Below are 13,716 nucleotides of genomic sequence, written 5' to 3'. Positions count from 1 at the left end.
GTTTTCTCCGAAGGTTAAGGCCTGCTAAAGGCGTCGTACTCATCAGGTATACGAACCGCGAGCGGGTTTTATTCCCATGCAGCGAAAGTTTATTTGTGGCCTTGGCAGGGGGGCTGAATCACCAGTACGGTCCGCACTCAGACCGCACGGGCCGCCAACACCCCCGGCAACGAATCCCAGATCAGGCTGACACCGGCCAACGCCATCAGCACGAAGACCAGCCAACGCACGGTGCGCAGCGACAACTTCGGCGGATAACGGCGCACCAGCCAACTGAGCAGCAGCACCAGCGGCAAGGCTTCGGCACTCAGCCACAGGGTTGAGAGAGTCAGTTGCCCTTGCGCCATGACCAGGCCCAGGCGCGCCGCCGCGTTGGCGGCAAACACCGTGATCAGGGTATTGCGGATCACCTCGTAGCCCAGGGGCTGGCGATACAGGTGATAGACGATCGGTGGCCCGCCGCTGGAGAACATGCCATTGAGCAGCCCGCACAGGCCTCCGGCCAGCCAGAACGAGGGTTGCCCAGACAGTTGCGCTTGCGGTTTGCTTTGCACCACCAGCATCAGGCTGGCAACGACGATCAGCCCACCCAGCAACAGGCGTAGCCAGACAATTTGCCCACCCTCCAGAGCGCCGAGCCCCCAGATGCCCAGGCTGACCCCGAGCAGGCTGCTGATCAGCACGGGCATCAACACTGCTCGGTCTAGTTGCGGTTTAGGCCCGCCCAGGGTGCCCAGGGCGTTGCCCAAGGTAAGGATGCTGATCACCACCGCCACCTCGGTCAGCGGCAGCACTTGCAGGGTGGCGACCAGGCCGAGCAGGATCAGGCCGAAGGCGAAGCCGGTGAGGCTCTGAGCGACAGTGGCCAGGGCCACACACAGCAGAAAAAAAACATGTACCTGCAGACTCATGCCACCTCCATTGCCGGGCACGCCAGGCGGCGTACCCTTGCAGTTACCGCGCGGGCGGCAGTCTGCTGATCAGGCGGGGCCTGTGCAAGTCATCTCTGGCGCTTGCCTCAGAGGTCGTGAAAATACCGAACGCCGTCGCGAGGCCATCTCCAGGTGTTCGCGGCGTAGCGCAACGTCAGCAGCGGGCGACTGGAGGCGGTCGCAACAGGCGGGAGTTTTTTCACAAGCTCTCAGCCCAGCCACTTCACCGCGAACAGAATCAGCGTGGCGAGAAACAGGGTTTCACTGACCAACAGCGTAGCCGGACGCCAGCCGACTTCCAGCAGCGACTTCAGCGAAGTCTTCATCCCCAGCGCGGCAATCGCGGTGATCAGGCACCAGCGCGACACATCGCCGGCAAATTCCTGTACCTGGGTCGAGGCTACTCCACTGCTGTTAATGGCGACGAACAACACGAAAAAGATGATGAACAGAGGCAACGGCAACGCCGGGCGCGGGCCATCTGCCGCGCCACGCTTGCGCATCAGCAACGACAGGCTGAAGACGATCGGCACCAGCATCGCCACGCGCAGCAGCTTGACCACGGTTGCGGTATCGCCGGTTTCATCCGACATGCTGTAGCCGGCGCCGACCACCTGGGCCACATCGTGAATGGTCGCACCGAGGAATACCCCGGCTTGCTGGGCATCCAGGCCAAACCATTGGGCAATGGGCGGGTAAGCGATCATCGCAATGGTGCTCAGCGCGGTCACGCTGATCACGGTGAAGATGGTGTTGCGCTCGCTGTCCTTGTTCTGCGGCAGTACCGCGGAAATCGCCAGCGCCGCCGAGGCGCCACAGATGCCCACGCTGCCGCCGCTGAGAACGCCGAAGTCGCGTGACTGGCCGAGCAGCCGAGAGAGGAGGATGCCGAAACTGATGGTCAGGAACACCGCCCCTATCACCACCGCCATCAGCGTGCCACCCAGCGAGAGGATCTGCTCCAGGGTGATGCGCATGCCCAGCAGGGCCACGCCGATACGCAGGATGGTGCTGGAGGTGAAACGGATACCGGCAACCGCTCGCCCTTCCTCGGAGAGAAAACCCAGCGCCATGCCCAGCAACAGGGCCATCAGCATTACCGGTGCACCGTAATGCTCGGAGAGGAAGGAAGCGCTGGCGGCGACTATCAGCGAGGCGATGATCCCCGGCAGCAACAGGTTGAGCTTCTGCTGGCGACGCACCAGCCAGGACGTCGACTGCTGCGCCTCATCCACAGACTGGCTGTGCATGGGCGGGATCGTGTGGTGCTGTTTTATTGTCATGTGCTCACCTACACCCTGTGGTTATGAAAACACTGGGTCTCGATGCTAGAGAAACCTCCGCCGCCCCATTAGGACCACGACGATGCCGTCATAGGGGCCAGCCGACACCTGCGCGCTTGGCCCAGACCGCGGGCGTCAGCTGGCGCTAATCGGCCGCAACGGTTGCCCATATAGTGATGCGCGTACGCCTTCGCAACCCGCCAGGCCGCGGCCCTGCCTGAGCGTAGGACGGTGCCTGCGAATGACTCATTGAGCGCGTGCATGGCCACGCGGAGAAAGCATATGACCCTGGATAACCTGCGCCTCGTCCAGATCGGCGAGCACCTGTGTCGGGCCTGGCAACAGCCGCATCCGGCGTTTGCCTCGGGTAACGACGCGCGCAGCAGCGAGAACGCCCTGTTGCTGCAGCTGTATGGCAGCCTGGTCAAGGCCGCCGGCTGCGGCTGGCAGAACGCCGGTCGCACCCTGGTCGACAAGACCTACCTGCGCATCCTCAAGGACTGCTCTGGGCTGGATTTTCAGGGCTTGAGCGTGGATGAGCTGGCCGTGCGCCTGGATGGCTTCATTCGCCAGGAGCTGGCGCCACGCTGGGGGCAAATCGCCGAGAGCCGTGGCGCCGAGGGCCTGCCGTTGGCCACAGAGCTGCTCGATGGGTGCAGCCTGGCGTTGTTCGCCAGCGCGCAGGTGCACAGGGCAACCCGCCAGCTGCTGTTCTACCTGTGCCCGCAGCTGCCGTTACTGCCCTGCCCCAGCGACTCGCAGCAGAGCAGCGACGAGCAGCTGCAGGCCTACCAAACCCTGCTCCCGCAGCTACCGGTATTGCCACGCCCGCAGCAGTTCGCCGGGGACGCGCAACAGCAGGCGCTGATCCGCCAGCTGATCGAAGGCAGCGACTGGTGGCGGCGGCGGGTATTGGCCGCGTGGCAGGCCGAAATTGCTCAGACGCACTGCGCCACGGCGCTCTGAAGCCAAAATGAGTAGCCCGGATGTAATCCGGGACTGGGTCAGCAGGGCTCCCGGATTACATCCGGGCTACGCCGCTATTGAGACTCACGCGTAGGAGCCAGCTTGCTGGCGATCCATCGCCAGTCGTCAAGCATAGTCGCCAAACATCGTCGGTGTGCCGAACCGCAGCAAGCTGGCGCCTACAAGGCAGTATCCGAGTTTGCTTACCTTAGTCGGACAACTGCTGCAGACGCTGGCGCGTTTCGGCGCTGTATTGCACGGCGGCCACTGGAATCCGGTCGTCGATGGCGGCGCGGACCTGCTCGACTTCAGCCTCAGTGAAGGCGCCGCACAGTTCGATCAGTTGCACATGCCGGGTCAACAGCTCCTGCGCCACCAGCACCGCTTCCTCGACGCCGGCCACACCGCACAGGGTCGCGGCGAAAGTGTCGGACTCGAGGCGCCCGTTGTGGGTGAGAAACTGCATGCCAGGTGCCTTGAAGATAAAGCCATAACGTTGCACAGCCATCGGGGTTCTCCTTGGTTGCTTAGCCAGCCAGCGAGTGGCGGCGCGTCTGCCGACAATAATCGATAAAAATGGATGACAGGGCACATGACGCCAGACGCGCCTCCAGCGGGTCTGCGCGCGAGGTGAGGATGATCGGCACCCGTGCGCCCAGCACCAGACCAGCGGCCGTGGCACTCATGAAATACACCATCTGCTTGAACAGAAAGTTGCCCGCTTCCAGATTCGGCACCAGCAGAATGTCGGCGTTACCCGCCACCTGACCGCCGATCCCCTTGATCTGCGCCGCCTCCAGCGACACCGCGTTATCGAAGGCCAACGGTCCCTCGACGCAAGCCCCGTTGATGGCGCCAATCGCTGCCAGTTTGACCAGCTCGGCGGCATCCTGGCTGGACGGCATGCTGCGCGTCACTTCCTCGGTACCGGAGAGCACCGCCATGCGCGGCAGCTCATAACCCAAGGCGTGCATCAGTTCGATGGCGTTGCGGGCGATATGCACCTTGTCGATCACCGAGGGCTGCACGTTGATCACCGCATCGGTGATCGACAGTGCCTTGTCGCTGCCCGGCAGGGTCATGTGGAACACATGGCTGAGACGGCTGGCGGTACGCAGTCCGGCTTCGCGCTTGAGTACCCCACGCAGCAGGGTGTCGGTGTGCAGATGGCCCTTCATCAGTGCCGCCGCGTCACCGGCGCCGGCCAGGCTGCAGGCGATCTCGGCGCTCTGCCCATCGTCGCTGGCGGGCAGCAGGCGCAGGTCGTGCAGGTCCCAGTCGAGCTCTTCGGCCAGGGCGCGGATCTGCGCTTCATCACCGACCAGCACCGGTTCGATCAGCCCTTCATCGCTAGCCCGCTTGGCACTGCTCAGGCTCAGCAGATTGACCGGATTTACCACCGCCGTGACCACGCGCGGCAGGGCCTTGGCCCGCTCGAGCAGGAACGCCGGGCATTCCCGTGGAATAGTGCTCAACATGCTTGGATTCCTGTTTGTTCGCGGTCGAAGCTGCAACGGCGCCCGAAGGCGCCGTTGCAGTGTTCCTGGTGGCCTGTACGGCTAGTTGCACCAGCCACACAGGCCACTAGCTGCAGGTGTCCGGCGCAAGCCGGTCACCTCGGCGACTTAGACGTAGTCCTTGTACTTCTCGAGGAAGCGCACTGGCTTGGACAGCGCATCGCGGCGGAACGGATCGCCCAGTTCGCGAGTACACATGATCTCGATCACCGTGGTCTTGCCGGCCTTTTGTGCCTCGCAAGCCGCCTTGAGGGCCGGGCCGACGTCTTCCAGACGGTCGACGGTGACGCCTTCGGCGCCCATGGAGCGGGCAATGCCGGCGAAGCTCTGGTTTTCCAGCTCGCCTGCGACGAAACGACGGTTGTAGAAGTCCACCTGGTTCTTCTTCTCCGCGCCCCACTGACGGTTGTGGAACACGATCGAGGTAACCGGGATGTTCTCGCGCACGCAGGTCATGATTTCCATCATCGACATGCCCCAGGCGCCGTCACCGGCGTAGGAGATCGCGGTGCGGTGCGGTGCAGCGACCTTGGCGCCGATGATGGTCGGCAGCGCGTAACCGCAGTTGCCGAAGCTCATGGCGGCGAAGAACGAGCGCGGCTTCTCGAAGCGCAGATAGCTGTTGGACACCGAGTTGATGTTGCCGATGTCGGTGGAGACCATGGCGTCGGCCGGCATGGCCTTTTCCAGCTCGCGCAGGACCTGACGTGGGTGCAGGTAGTTGCCCTCTTCGCCGCTCTGCTCCTTGATCATGTCCAGCGAATATTCGTCCTTCTCGTGGATCCAGCCGGTCAACTCGGCTTCCCAATCGGCTTTTTCCTTGGCGATTTCCTCGGCACGCGCGCCCTTGTTTTCCAGACACAGGACGTCGAGGTTCTCCAGGCGACCGAGCAGGTTGACTGCCGCGGCCTTGGCGTCGCCGCAGATACCGACGGTGATCTTCTTCACCAGGCCGAGCATCTTCGAGTCGCAGTCGATCTGGATCACCTTGGCCTGCTTCGGCCAATAATCCATGCCGTGCTGCGGCAGGGTGCCGAATGGGCCCAGGCGAGTACCCAGGGCCAATACCACATCGGCGCGCGACAGCAGTTTCATCGCAGCCTTGGAGCCCTGATAGCCGAGCGGGCCGCACCACAGCTGATGGCTGGCCGGGAAGGAGTCATTGTGCAGGTAGCTGTTGACCACCGGCGCGCCGAGGTATTCGGCCAGTGCCTGGCAGGCCTCGACGGCGTCGCCCATGACCACGCCACCACCGGAGATGATCACCGGATTCTTCGCCGAGGCCAGCAGCTGGGCGGCTTCGGCCAGGCTCTGCTCGCCGCCGGCGCTGCGCTCGATACGGATCGGCGTGGGGATCTCGACGTTGATATCGCCGTAGAAGAAGTCACGCGGAATGTTCAGCTGGGTCGGACCATTTTCCTGCATGGCGCGGTCGAAGCAACGCCCGGTCAGCTCGGCCATGCGCGCAGGATTAGGCACATGGGCCTGATACTTGGTGATGGTCTCGAAGAACGGCAGCTGCTGGGCTTCCTGGAAGCCACCGAGGCCCTGGCTCATCGAGCCGGTTTCCGGGGTGATCACTACTACCGGGCTGTGCGCCCAGTAGGCGGCGGCAATGGCGGTGACGAAGTTGGTAATGCCGGGACCGTTCTGCGCGATGCACACGCCGTGACGACCACTGACCCGCGAGAAGCCGTCGGCCATGTGACCGGCGCCCTGCTCGTGGACCACCGGGATAAAACGGATGCCGGCCGGAGCGAAGATGTCCATCGCATCCATAAAGGCCGAGCCCATGATGCCAAAGACGTCGGTGACGCCGTTGGCGACCAGGGTTTCTACCATTGCTTCGCTGGGGGTCATGCGTGGCATATCGATATTCCTCTCGTTACTTAAGGTTCAGCGGCTGCGCCGCCGGTTACTCGGGGCTCAGCCGTTGAGCGGCATGGGCGCACAGGGATAGCCGAGAGCCTCGGCCACTTCCGGGCAGGTGACCTGTCCGGCATGAATGTTCAGACCGTTGGCCAGGTGCGGGTCTCGGCGCAGTGCCTCCTGCCAGCCCAGGTCGGCCAAGGCGACTATGTGCGGCAAGGTGGCGTTGTTGAGTGCCAGGGTCGAAGTACGGGCGACCGCGCCGGGCATGTTGGCCACGCAGTAATGCACCACGTCGTCGACTATGTAGGTGGGGTCCTGGTGGGTGGTGGCATGCGAGGTCTCGAAGCAGCCACCCTGGTCGATGGCCACGTCGACTATCGCCGAGCCCGGCTTCATGGCACGGACCATTTCGGCGGTGACCAGCTTGGGCGCGGCGGCGCCGGGGATCAGTACGCCACCGATCACCAGGTCGGCCGAGAGCACGTGTTCTTCGAGCTCCGCGCGGGTCGACAGCACTGTCTGCAACTGGGTGCCGAACTCGCTGACCAGACGCCGCAGCACTTCGACGCTGCGATCCAGTACTACCACTTGCGCGCCCATGCCCAGAGCCATGCGCGCGGCATTCGAGCCGACCACACCGCCGCCGATGATCACCACCTTGGCCGATTCCACGCCCGGCACGCCACCGAGCAACACGCCACGCCCGCCACGGGATTTCTCCAGGCAGCTGGCGCCGGCCTGGATCGACATGCGCCCGGCCACTTCCGACATCGGCGCCAGCAGCGGCAGGCCGCCACGGCTGGAGGTCACGGTCTCGTAGGCGATGCAGGTGGCACCGCTTTCCATCAGGTCGACGGTCTGCTCACGATCCGGAGCCAGGTGCAGGTAGGTGAACAGCAGTTGGTCGCGGCGCAGCTGCTTGCGCTCGGCGGCCTGCGGCTCCTTGACCTTGACGATCATCTCGGCGTTGGCGAACACCTCGGCGGCGCTGGCGGCAATAGTCGCGCCAGCCGCACGGTAATCCTCGTCGCTGAAGCCGATGCTGGCGCCGGCCTGGGTTTGCACCAGCACCGCATGCCCGCGGCTAGTCAGCTCCTGCACACTGGCAGGTACCATGCCGACGCGGTACTCGTGGTTCTTGATCTCTTTAGGAACTCCAATAAGCATGCCGATCTCTCCCGTTGTTGTTGTGATGGAGTCTTGGGGCAAGTCGAGCGAGCCGTCTCTTGTGCGCCTTGAAGCGAGGACTGGCTGGCTTGGAGCTAGAGTAGGAGCGAGGGGGAAGAGGCAGATAGAACCAGTTGCGGACCAGCTGTTGCGCCAGGAAATACCCTGCCAGGCAGCACATACCAGCGTGCTGCCTGAACCTTGCCGATGCTGACGAGACGGTTCGGATGCCACTGCGTAGGCTGGGCTAGCGGCACATTCCACTGATACTCAGGCGGCACATTCGCCGTCCATGCCCGGTTACGTCACGTCAGATCCGGCAGTTGGTGGGGATCAGCGCACGAACGACTCACCCGACAGCATGGGTATCGCTACGCTCAACCCATCCTACGCGCCAATCTGAATCCGCCGGCTGGGTTAGCGGCGCATGTCGACGAGGCACAGGCGATGCATTTTCCGGGCGGCGCGTAACCCAGCGAAACCGCTGGTTATGGCAGAGACAACCCACTTACAGGCACGGCAGGTAGAGCGGAATCGGCACCCCCTGTTGCTGCAGGTGCCGATCGGCGCAGCGGACTCAGCTGAGCTGCTGAATCAGCTCGGCGAGCAGCTTGATCCCCGGACGGATGCGCTCGGCGGGAATCGACGAGTAGCCCAGGCGGAAGTAGTTGAGCGGCGGCTGTTCGCCGTAGAAGTGGATATCGCCGGGCTCGATGAGGATGCCATGGGCGGCGGCCTCCTTCTGCAGGCGTCGCGCATCCAGGCTGTCGGGACCCTTGACCCAGTAGCAGGAGCCGCCAAAGCTTGGCTCCTGGGAGGACTCCGGCAGGTACTCATGCAGGGCGTCGCCCATCTGCTGATGACGCTCCTCGTAGGCGCGCATCAGGCTCATGATCAGCGCATCGTGGTAGCCGCGTTCGAGAAACAGCGCCACCGAGCGCTGATTGTTCGCCGCCGGATGGCGCACCATCAACCGGCGCAGGGCGCGCGCCTCGCGGATCAAGGCTTCGGGCCCGACCAGATAGCCCACTCGCAGCCCCGGCGCCAGGGTCTTCGACAGGCTGCCGACGTAGAGCACCCGATCGTTCTTATCCAGGCTCTTGAGCGCCGGGATCGGGTTGGCCTTGAAGTTGGTCTCGCTCTCGTAGTCGTCCTCGATGATCAGAAAGTCGTGCTCGTTGGCCCGCTGCAACAGTTCGTAGCGGCGCTCCAGGGGCATGGTCACGGTGCTCGGGCACTGGTGGCTGGGGGTGGTGTAGATCAGGTCGCAGCCATTCAGCTCGTCGCTCAGCACCAGGCCATGGTTGTCCACCGCCAGCGGCTGAACCCGCGACGGGTTGAGCATGGCGATGTTGCGGATATCCATGTAGCCCGGGTCTTCGATGCCCATCAGGCTGTCGGGGCGCAACAGCAGTCGTGCCAGCATGTACAGGGCGTGCTGCGCGCCCACGGTAACCAGAATCTGCTCGGGCGAGGCCCAGACCCCGCGACGCGGCAACAGGCGCGTCCTGATCTGCTCCATCAGTAATGGATCGTCGTTATCGAAGCGATCAGAAGCCCAGTCGCGGATTGCCGGGATGCTCACCGCGTCGCGGCAGCATTCACGCCAGTTGGCGGTGGGAAACAGGGCCGGGTCGAACTGCCCGTAGATAAAGGGGTATTTGAAATTCTGCCAGTCGCGTGGCTTGCTCATGTTGCGTTGCTGCGAGGGCTGCACCACCAGCCGCCGCGCCCAGTCCGGCGAGCTGCCAGCGGACTCGTCCTTAGCTGCACGCGGCGACTCGACCTTGCGCGCCAGGATGTCCGGATTGACGTAATAACCGCTGCGCTCGCGGGCCAGCAGGTAGCCATCGTCGAGCAGGTGTTCGTACGCCAGGACCACGGTGTTGCGCGCGATGTTCAGCTGCTTTGCCAGCTTGCGACTGGACGGCAGCGGGCTGTCGAGCGGGATATTGCCGTTGAGTATGACCTGGGCGATCTGCTCGCGCAGTTGCTGCTGCAAGCTGGTGGATTTTTCGGCAGACAAATGGAACAGCTGGAACATGGCGGCCTCGACTGAACGAACGACAAGCGCTGGCGCCGCATACCGCTCGGCCAGCCACTTCAGAATGCTCTTGCCAGCGCGTGCCTGGCGAGTGCCCAGCAGACTAGCAACAACACTTCGACAAGACCATCTAGCACGCGGTATTCAACGCTGCAGACACGCAAAAAACCGGGTCACCCAGCTAAGCTGGATGCCCGGTCTGCTACGGTTTGGCGAGCCTTACGGATTGGCGGCCAGACGGCCGAAGGCGCTGTCCAGGGCCTCGATGATCCGATCCAGATCATCCTTGGTGGCGATCAACGCCGGGCTGAAGCACAGGGTGTTGTTGAACTGCTCGAAGCTGCGGTTGGTCCGCCCGATCATCACGCCCTGGCGCAAGCAGTCGCCGACTATGGCAATCGGCAGGCTCTCGGGCACCGGCTCCTTGGTCTTGCGGTCCTTGACCAGCTCCAGGCCACAGAACAGGCCCTTGCCGCGCACATCGCCGATCACCTGATACTTGTCCTGCAGCTCACGCAGGCGACCCATGAAGTATTCGCCCATCTGGGTGACGTTCTCCAGCAGGCCTTCTTCCTCGATGATCCGCATGTTCTCCAGCGCCGCCGCCGGGCCTGCAGTGCAGCCGCCGAAGGTGCTGATGTCACGGAAGTAGCCCATGCGGTCATCGGCCTCGCCCTTGAACGCTTCGAACACTTCCTCGGTGGTCACCGTGCAGGAGATCGCCGCATAGCCGCTGGCCACGCCCTTGGCCATGGTCACTATGTCCGGCTTGATGCCGTAGTGCTGATAGCCGAACCAGGTGCCGGTACGGCCCAGGCCACAGACCACTTCGTCGATGTGCAGGAGGATGTCGTACTTCTTGCAGATCGCCTGAATGGTTTCCCAGTAACCGGCCGGCGGAGTGATCACCCCACCGCCTGCGGTGATCGGCTCGAGCACCACGGCGCCGACGGTGTCCGGCCCTTCGGCGAGGATCACCCGCTCCATTTCCAGGGCCGCGCGCACGCCGTAGTCGGCGACGTCACCGAACTGCGAACGGTATTCGCAGCAATGCGGGAACTCGACGAAGCCCGGGGTGAAGGGGCCGTACTGGTTCTTGCGCTCGAACTGGCCGGTGGAGCTCAGCGCGGTGATGGTGGTGCCGTGGTAGTCACGCTCACGGAACAGAATCTTGTGCTTCTTGCCGCCGTACTTCTTGTGCGCGATCTGGCGCACGATCTTGTAGGCCTTCTCGTTGGCCTCGGAACCGGAGTTGGAGTAGTACACCCGGCTCAGGCCCGGCATCTTCTCGATCAGCTTCTTGGCGAACAGCGCGCCGGGAATGTTGCCGGCGGAGTTGGCGAAGTAGTTCATCTTCACCAGCTGATCGCGCACCGCATTGGCGATGCTCTCGCGGCCGTAGCCGACGTTGACGGTCCACACGCCGCCGGAGACCGCATCCAGGTATTCGTTACCCTTGATATCCCAGACGCGCATGCCCTTGCCTTCGACGATCATCATCGGATCGTTCTGCTCCAGCGGCTTGTGCTGCGACAGGTGATGCCAGACGTGGGCGCGGTCACTGGCCAAGGCCTCGGCTGCATCGTATTCGTGAGCTGTAGTGTTCATGCTTACCTCCTGACTGGAGCATTTTTATTGTTGGTCGCCGGGCAGGAGGCAAGCTCCAGACACCGAGAGATTGACGGTAGAGCGCGATGCGACACTGCCCGGCCCACCCTTGATGACGAAACTAAGAGCAAGCCGCTGGCGCAGTTAGAACCAGTTATTGCCCAAGCGTGATGCCAGCCGCCAGATACCTCACTGGACCAGTGCCGCAGCCGCGACTGGCCCTTCAAGACCGCCACGAATGCTCCAACCATGCAGGCACGACAGCCACCCCCGCCCAGCGGCAGGAGAGCGCGCATGATTGAAGTGCAGATCAACGGCATGACTCAGCAACTGCCGGCTGGCCTCAGCCTGGCGCAGCTGCTCATCCACTTGCAGCTGCAAGAGCGGCGCCTGGCCATCGAGTACAACCTCGACGTGGTACCACGCAGCGAGTACGCCACGGTGTGCCTGCAACAGGGCGACCGCCTGGAGATCGTGCACGCCATCGGCGGCGGCTGATCGCCGCCGGCATCCCCCTCTTCCCGACCCGGAGCCTCTATGACTATCGCGACCGCAATCCCCGACCCGCTGTTGATCGCCGGCCAGGCCTTCGCCTCACGTCTGCTGGTTGGCACCGGCCACTACGCCGACCTGAGCGAGACCGGCGCGGCGATCGAGGCCAGCGCGGCGCAGATCGTCACCTTCGCGGTGCGCCGCAGCAATCTCGGCCAGGACGCCCAGCAACCCAACCTGCTCGAGACCATAGCGCCCGAGCGCTTCACCCTGCTGCCCAACACCGCCGGCTGCTACACGGCCAAGGATGCGGTGCGCACCTGCCTGCTGGCGCGCGAACTGCTGGACGGCCACAACCTGGTCAAACTGGAAGTGCTCGGCGACAGCCAGACCCTCTACCCGGACATCGGCGAAACCCTGATCGCCGCCCGCCAGCTGGTCGAGCTGGGTTTCAAGGTGATGGTCTACACCAGCGATGACCCGCTGGTGGCGCGGCGCCTGGAGGAGCTCGGCTGCGTCGCGGTGATGCCCCTAGGCGCGCCGATCGGCTCCGGATTGGGCATTCGCAATCCCTACAACATCCGCCTGATCGTCGAGAACGCCAAGGTGCCGGTGATCGTCGACGCCGGCGTCGGCACCGCTTCGGACGCCGCCATCGCCATGGAGCTGGGCTGCGACGGGGTGCTGATGAACACCGCCATCGCCCGGGCGCGCGAGCCGATTCGCATGGCCTCGGCGATGCGCAAGGCGGTCGAAGCCGGCCGCGAAGCCTACCTGGCCGGCCGCATGCCGCGCCGACTCAGCGGCGACGCCTCCTCGCCGTTGAGCGGCCTGTTTCTCTAACCCGCCTGATGCACAGCAGCGCCCTGGCGCTGCTCGCCTCACCGGCCAGCATCACCTGCAGAATTCTCAAGCGCTGGCAGGTCCCGGCGCAAAGGAAGCCGCCAACTCGGCGGCCGCGGCCTGCAACTGCGGTATGTACTCGATCAAATCATTGAGACTCTTTCGCGCCGTGGGCGCATGGCAGGCCAGCGCCGCCACGCAGTGGCCCTCGGCATTTCTGATCGGCACCGCGACCGCCACCATGCCCCTGACGAACTCCTCACTGTCGATCCCCACACCGCGTGTGCGGAGACGCTCCAGTTCGGTTTCCAACAGGTCGACATCGGTGATGCTGCGATCGGTCTGCGCCGTCAGCTCAAGATGCTCGAGCAGCGCACTGCGCCGCTGCGCCGGCATCTCGGCGAGAAACAGCTTGCCACTGGCCGTGCAATGCAACGGCACATGAGCGCCGGGTTGCACATGCAGACGCAGCGGCTCAGTAGTTTCCACCCGGTCGATGTAGATCACCCGATCGCCATCCACAGCCGTCAGGTTGCAGGTTTCACCTAGCTGGCGAACCAGCGTCTGCAGAATCAGACGGTGTCGCTGCAGCACCACCTCGTTGCGCAGCAACAGCAGGCCCAGACGACTGGCGCGGGGGCCGAGCAGGTAGGTTTTCTCATCCACCTCGCGCAGCAGATAACCAAGCCGTTCCAGCGCCACCAGCATGCGCAGCAGCGTGGCCTTGGGCGCCTCAAGCCGATCACACAACTGCGCGAGCGACAGTGGCTCATCCGCGCTGGCGACGACTTCCAGCAGCAGTAATGCACGCAGGCTGCGATCCGGGTTACTTCCGGCATCGGCCTCCAGCGAGGCATCACTATTTTTTGGTTCGCTTTGTTCCATTATCAAATAACCCGACTAAAGGTAAATCTCTAACTAAGTCATTAATTATTAATAGATTAGCTGAGATACAAGGCAGCACAAGCCATGTGGCCTCACGAAAAACAGAC

At 63.6% G+C, this 13,716-nt stretch carries 12 protein-coding genes; 3 read left to right on the top strand and 9 right to left on the bottom strand.

From position 1 onward, the window contains the following. Nucleotides 1–137: 137 nt before the first annotated feature. On the bottom strand, nucleotides 138–911 hold the full coding sequence (locus tag TMS3_RS09020) for a sulfite exporter TauE/SafE family protein (protein ID WP_025164943.1): 774 nt from the start codon (nucleotides 909–911) through the stop codon (nucleotides 138–140). A gap of 230 nt (nucleotides 912–1,141) precedes the next feature. After that, a complete protein-coding gene (locus TMS3_RS09015) occupies nucleotides 1,142–2,182 on the bottom strand; it encodes a YeiH family protein (protein WP_025164942.1) in 1,041 nt (346 codons plus the stop codon). 315 nt (nucleotides 2,183–2,497) lie between these two features. Here TMS3_RS09015 and TMS3_RS09010 point away from each other — a divergent pair, with 315 nt between their 5' ends. After that, nucleotides 2,498–3,181 (top strand): hypothetical protein, encoded by a 684-nt coding sequence (locus tag TMS3_RS09010; RefSeq protein ID WP_025164941.1) that lies wholly within the window; start codon nucleotides 2,498–2,500, stop codon nucleotides 3,179–3,181. 208 nt (nucleotides 3,182–3,389) lie between these two features. Here TMS3_RS09010 and TMS3_RS09005 read toward each other — a convergent pair whose 3' ends face one another. The 6 genes from TMS3_RS09005 to TMS3_RS08980 form a co-directional block, all read right to left on the bottom strand. Beyond that, on the bottom strand, nucleotides 3,390–3,689 hold the full coding sequence (locus TMS3_RS09005) for a DUF6506 family protein (RefSeq protein ID WP_025164940.1): 300 nt from the start codon (nucleotides 3,687–3,689) through the stop codon (nucleotides 3,390–3,392). Nucleotides 3,690–3,708: 19 nt separating this feature from the next. Beyond that, nucleotides 3,709–4,659, bottom strand: coding sequence for a bifunctional enoyl-CoA hydratase/phosphate acetyltransferase (locus TMS3_RS09000; protein WP_025164939.1), 951 nt, complete (start codon nucleotides 4,657–4,659; stop codon nucleotides 3,709–3,711). Between the two features lie 147 nt (nucleotides 4,660–4,806). Beyond that, on the bottom strand, nucleotides 4,807–6,567 hold the full coding sequence (gene xsc, locus TMS3_RS08995; protein ID WP_029866250.1) for a sulfoacetaldehyde acetyltransferase: 1,761 nt from the start codon (nucleotides 6,565–6,567) through the stop codon (nucleotides 4,807–4,809). A 57-nt stretch (nucleotides 6,568–6,624) separates the two neighbouring features. Then, nucleotides 6,625–7,737, bottom strand: a complete 1,113-nt coding sequence (ald, locus tag TMS3_RS08990) for an alanine dehydrogenase (protein WP_025164938.1) — start codon at nucleotides 7,735–7,737, stop codon at nucleotides 6,625–6,627. Nucleotides 7,738–8,314: 577 nt separating this feature from the next. Beyond that, nucleotides 8,315–9,781, bottom strand: coding sequence for a MocR-like pyridoxine biosynthesis transcription factor PdxR (pdxR, locus tag TMS3_RS08985; protein WP_025164937.1), 1,467 nt, complete (start codon nucleotides 9,779–9,781; stop codon nucleotides 8,315–8,317). Nucleotides 9,782–10,000: 219 nt separating this feature from the next. Beyond that, nucleotides 10,001–11,389: an aminotransferase family protein gene (locus tag TMS3_RS08980; RefSeq protein ID WP_025164936.1), complete on the bottom strand. Its 1,389-nt coding sequence runs from the start codon at nucleotides 11,387–11,389 to the stop codon at nucleotides 10,001–10,003. 297 nt (nucleotides 11,390–11,686) lie between these two features. On the opposite strand from TMS3_RS08980, the gene thiS reads away from it, so the two are divergent. Further along, on the top strand, nucleotides 11,687–11,887 hold the full coding sequence (thiS, locus tag TMS3_RS25450; RefSeq protein ID WP_025164935.1) for a sulfur carrier protein ThiS: 201 nt from the start codon (nucleotides 11,687–11,689) through the stop codon (nucleotides 11,885–11,887). A 39-nt stretch (nucleotides 11,888–11,926) separates the two neighbouring features. Then, on the top strand, nucleotides 11,927–12,724 hold the full coding sequence (locus tag TMS3_RS08970; protein ID WP_025164934.1) for a thiazole synthase: 798 nt from the start codon (nucleotides 11,927–11,929) through the stop codon (nucleotides 12,722–12,724). A gap of 66 nt (nucleotides 12,725–12,790) precedes the next feature. Here TMS3_RS08970 and TMS3_RS08965 read toward each other — a convergent pair whose 3' ends face one another. Further along, the gene (locus TMS3_RS08965) at nucleotides 12,791–13,609 is read right to left on the bottom strand and encodes an IclR family transcriptional regulator (protein ID WP_025164933.1); all 819 of its coding nucleotides are present in this window, start codon (nucleotides 13,607–13,609) and stop codon (nucleotides 12,791–12,793) included. Between the last annotated feature and the right edge of the window lie 107 nt (nucleotides 13,610–13,716).

Source organism: Pseudomonas taeanensis MS-3 (assembly GCF_000498575.2).
In the GTDB taxonomy this organism is placed as follows: domain Bacteria; phylum Pseudomonadota; class Gammaproteobacteria; order Pseudomonadales; family Pseudomonadaceae; genus Aquipseudomonas; species Aquipseudomonas taeanensis.
This window is presented reverse-complemented; position numbering and strand designations above follow the sequence as displayed.

Coding starts and splice junctions, on each gene's coding strand:
- TMS3_RS09010 (WP_025164941.1), top strand. CDS start 2,498: ATGACCCTGGATAACCTGCGCCTCGTCCAGATCGGCGAGCACCTGTGT.
- TMS3_RS09000 (WP_025164939.1), bottom strand. CDS start 4,659: ATGTTGAGCACTATTCCACGGGAATGCCCGGCGTTCCTGCTCGAGCGG.
- pdxR (WP_025164937.1), bottom strand. CDS start 9,781: ATGTTCCAGCTGTTCCATTTGTCTGCCGAAAAATCCACCAGCTTGCAG.
- TMS3_RS08965 (WP_025164933.1), bottom strand. CDS start 13,609: ATGGAACAAAGCGAACCAAAAAATAGTGATGCCTCGCTGGAGGCCGAT.
- ald (WP_025164938.1), bottom strand. CDS start 7,737: ATGCTTATTGGAGTTCCTAAAGAGATCAAGAACCACGAGTACCGCGTC.
- xsc (WP_029866250.1), bottom strand. CDS start 6,567: ATGCCACGCATGACCCCCAGCGAAGCAATGGTAGAAACCCTGGTCGCC.
- TMS3_RS08970 (WP_025164934.1), top strand. CDS start 11,927: ATGACTATCGCGACCGCAATCCCCGACCCGCTGTTGATCGCCGGCCAG.
- TMS3_RS08980 (WP_025164936.1), bottom strand. CDS start 11,389: ATGAACACTACAGCTCACGAATACGATGCAGCCGAGGCCTTGGCCAGT.
- TMS3_RS09005 (WP_025164940.1), bottom strand. CDS start 3,689: ATGGCTGTGCAACGTTATGGCTTTATCTTCAAGGCACCTGGCATGCAG.
- TMS3_RS09015 (WP_025164942.1), bottom strand. CDS start 2,182: ATGCACAGCCAGTCTGTGGATGAGGCGCAGCAGTCGACGTCCTGGCTG.
- TMS3_RS09020 (WP_025164943.1), bottom strand. CDS start 911: ATGAGTCTGCAGGTACATGTTTTTTTTCTGCTGTGTGTGGCCCTGGCC.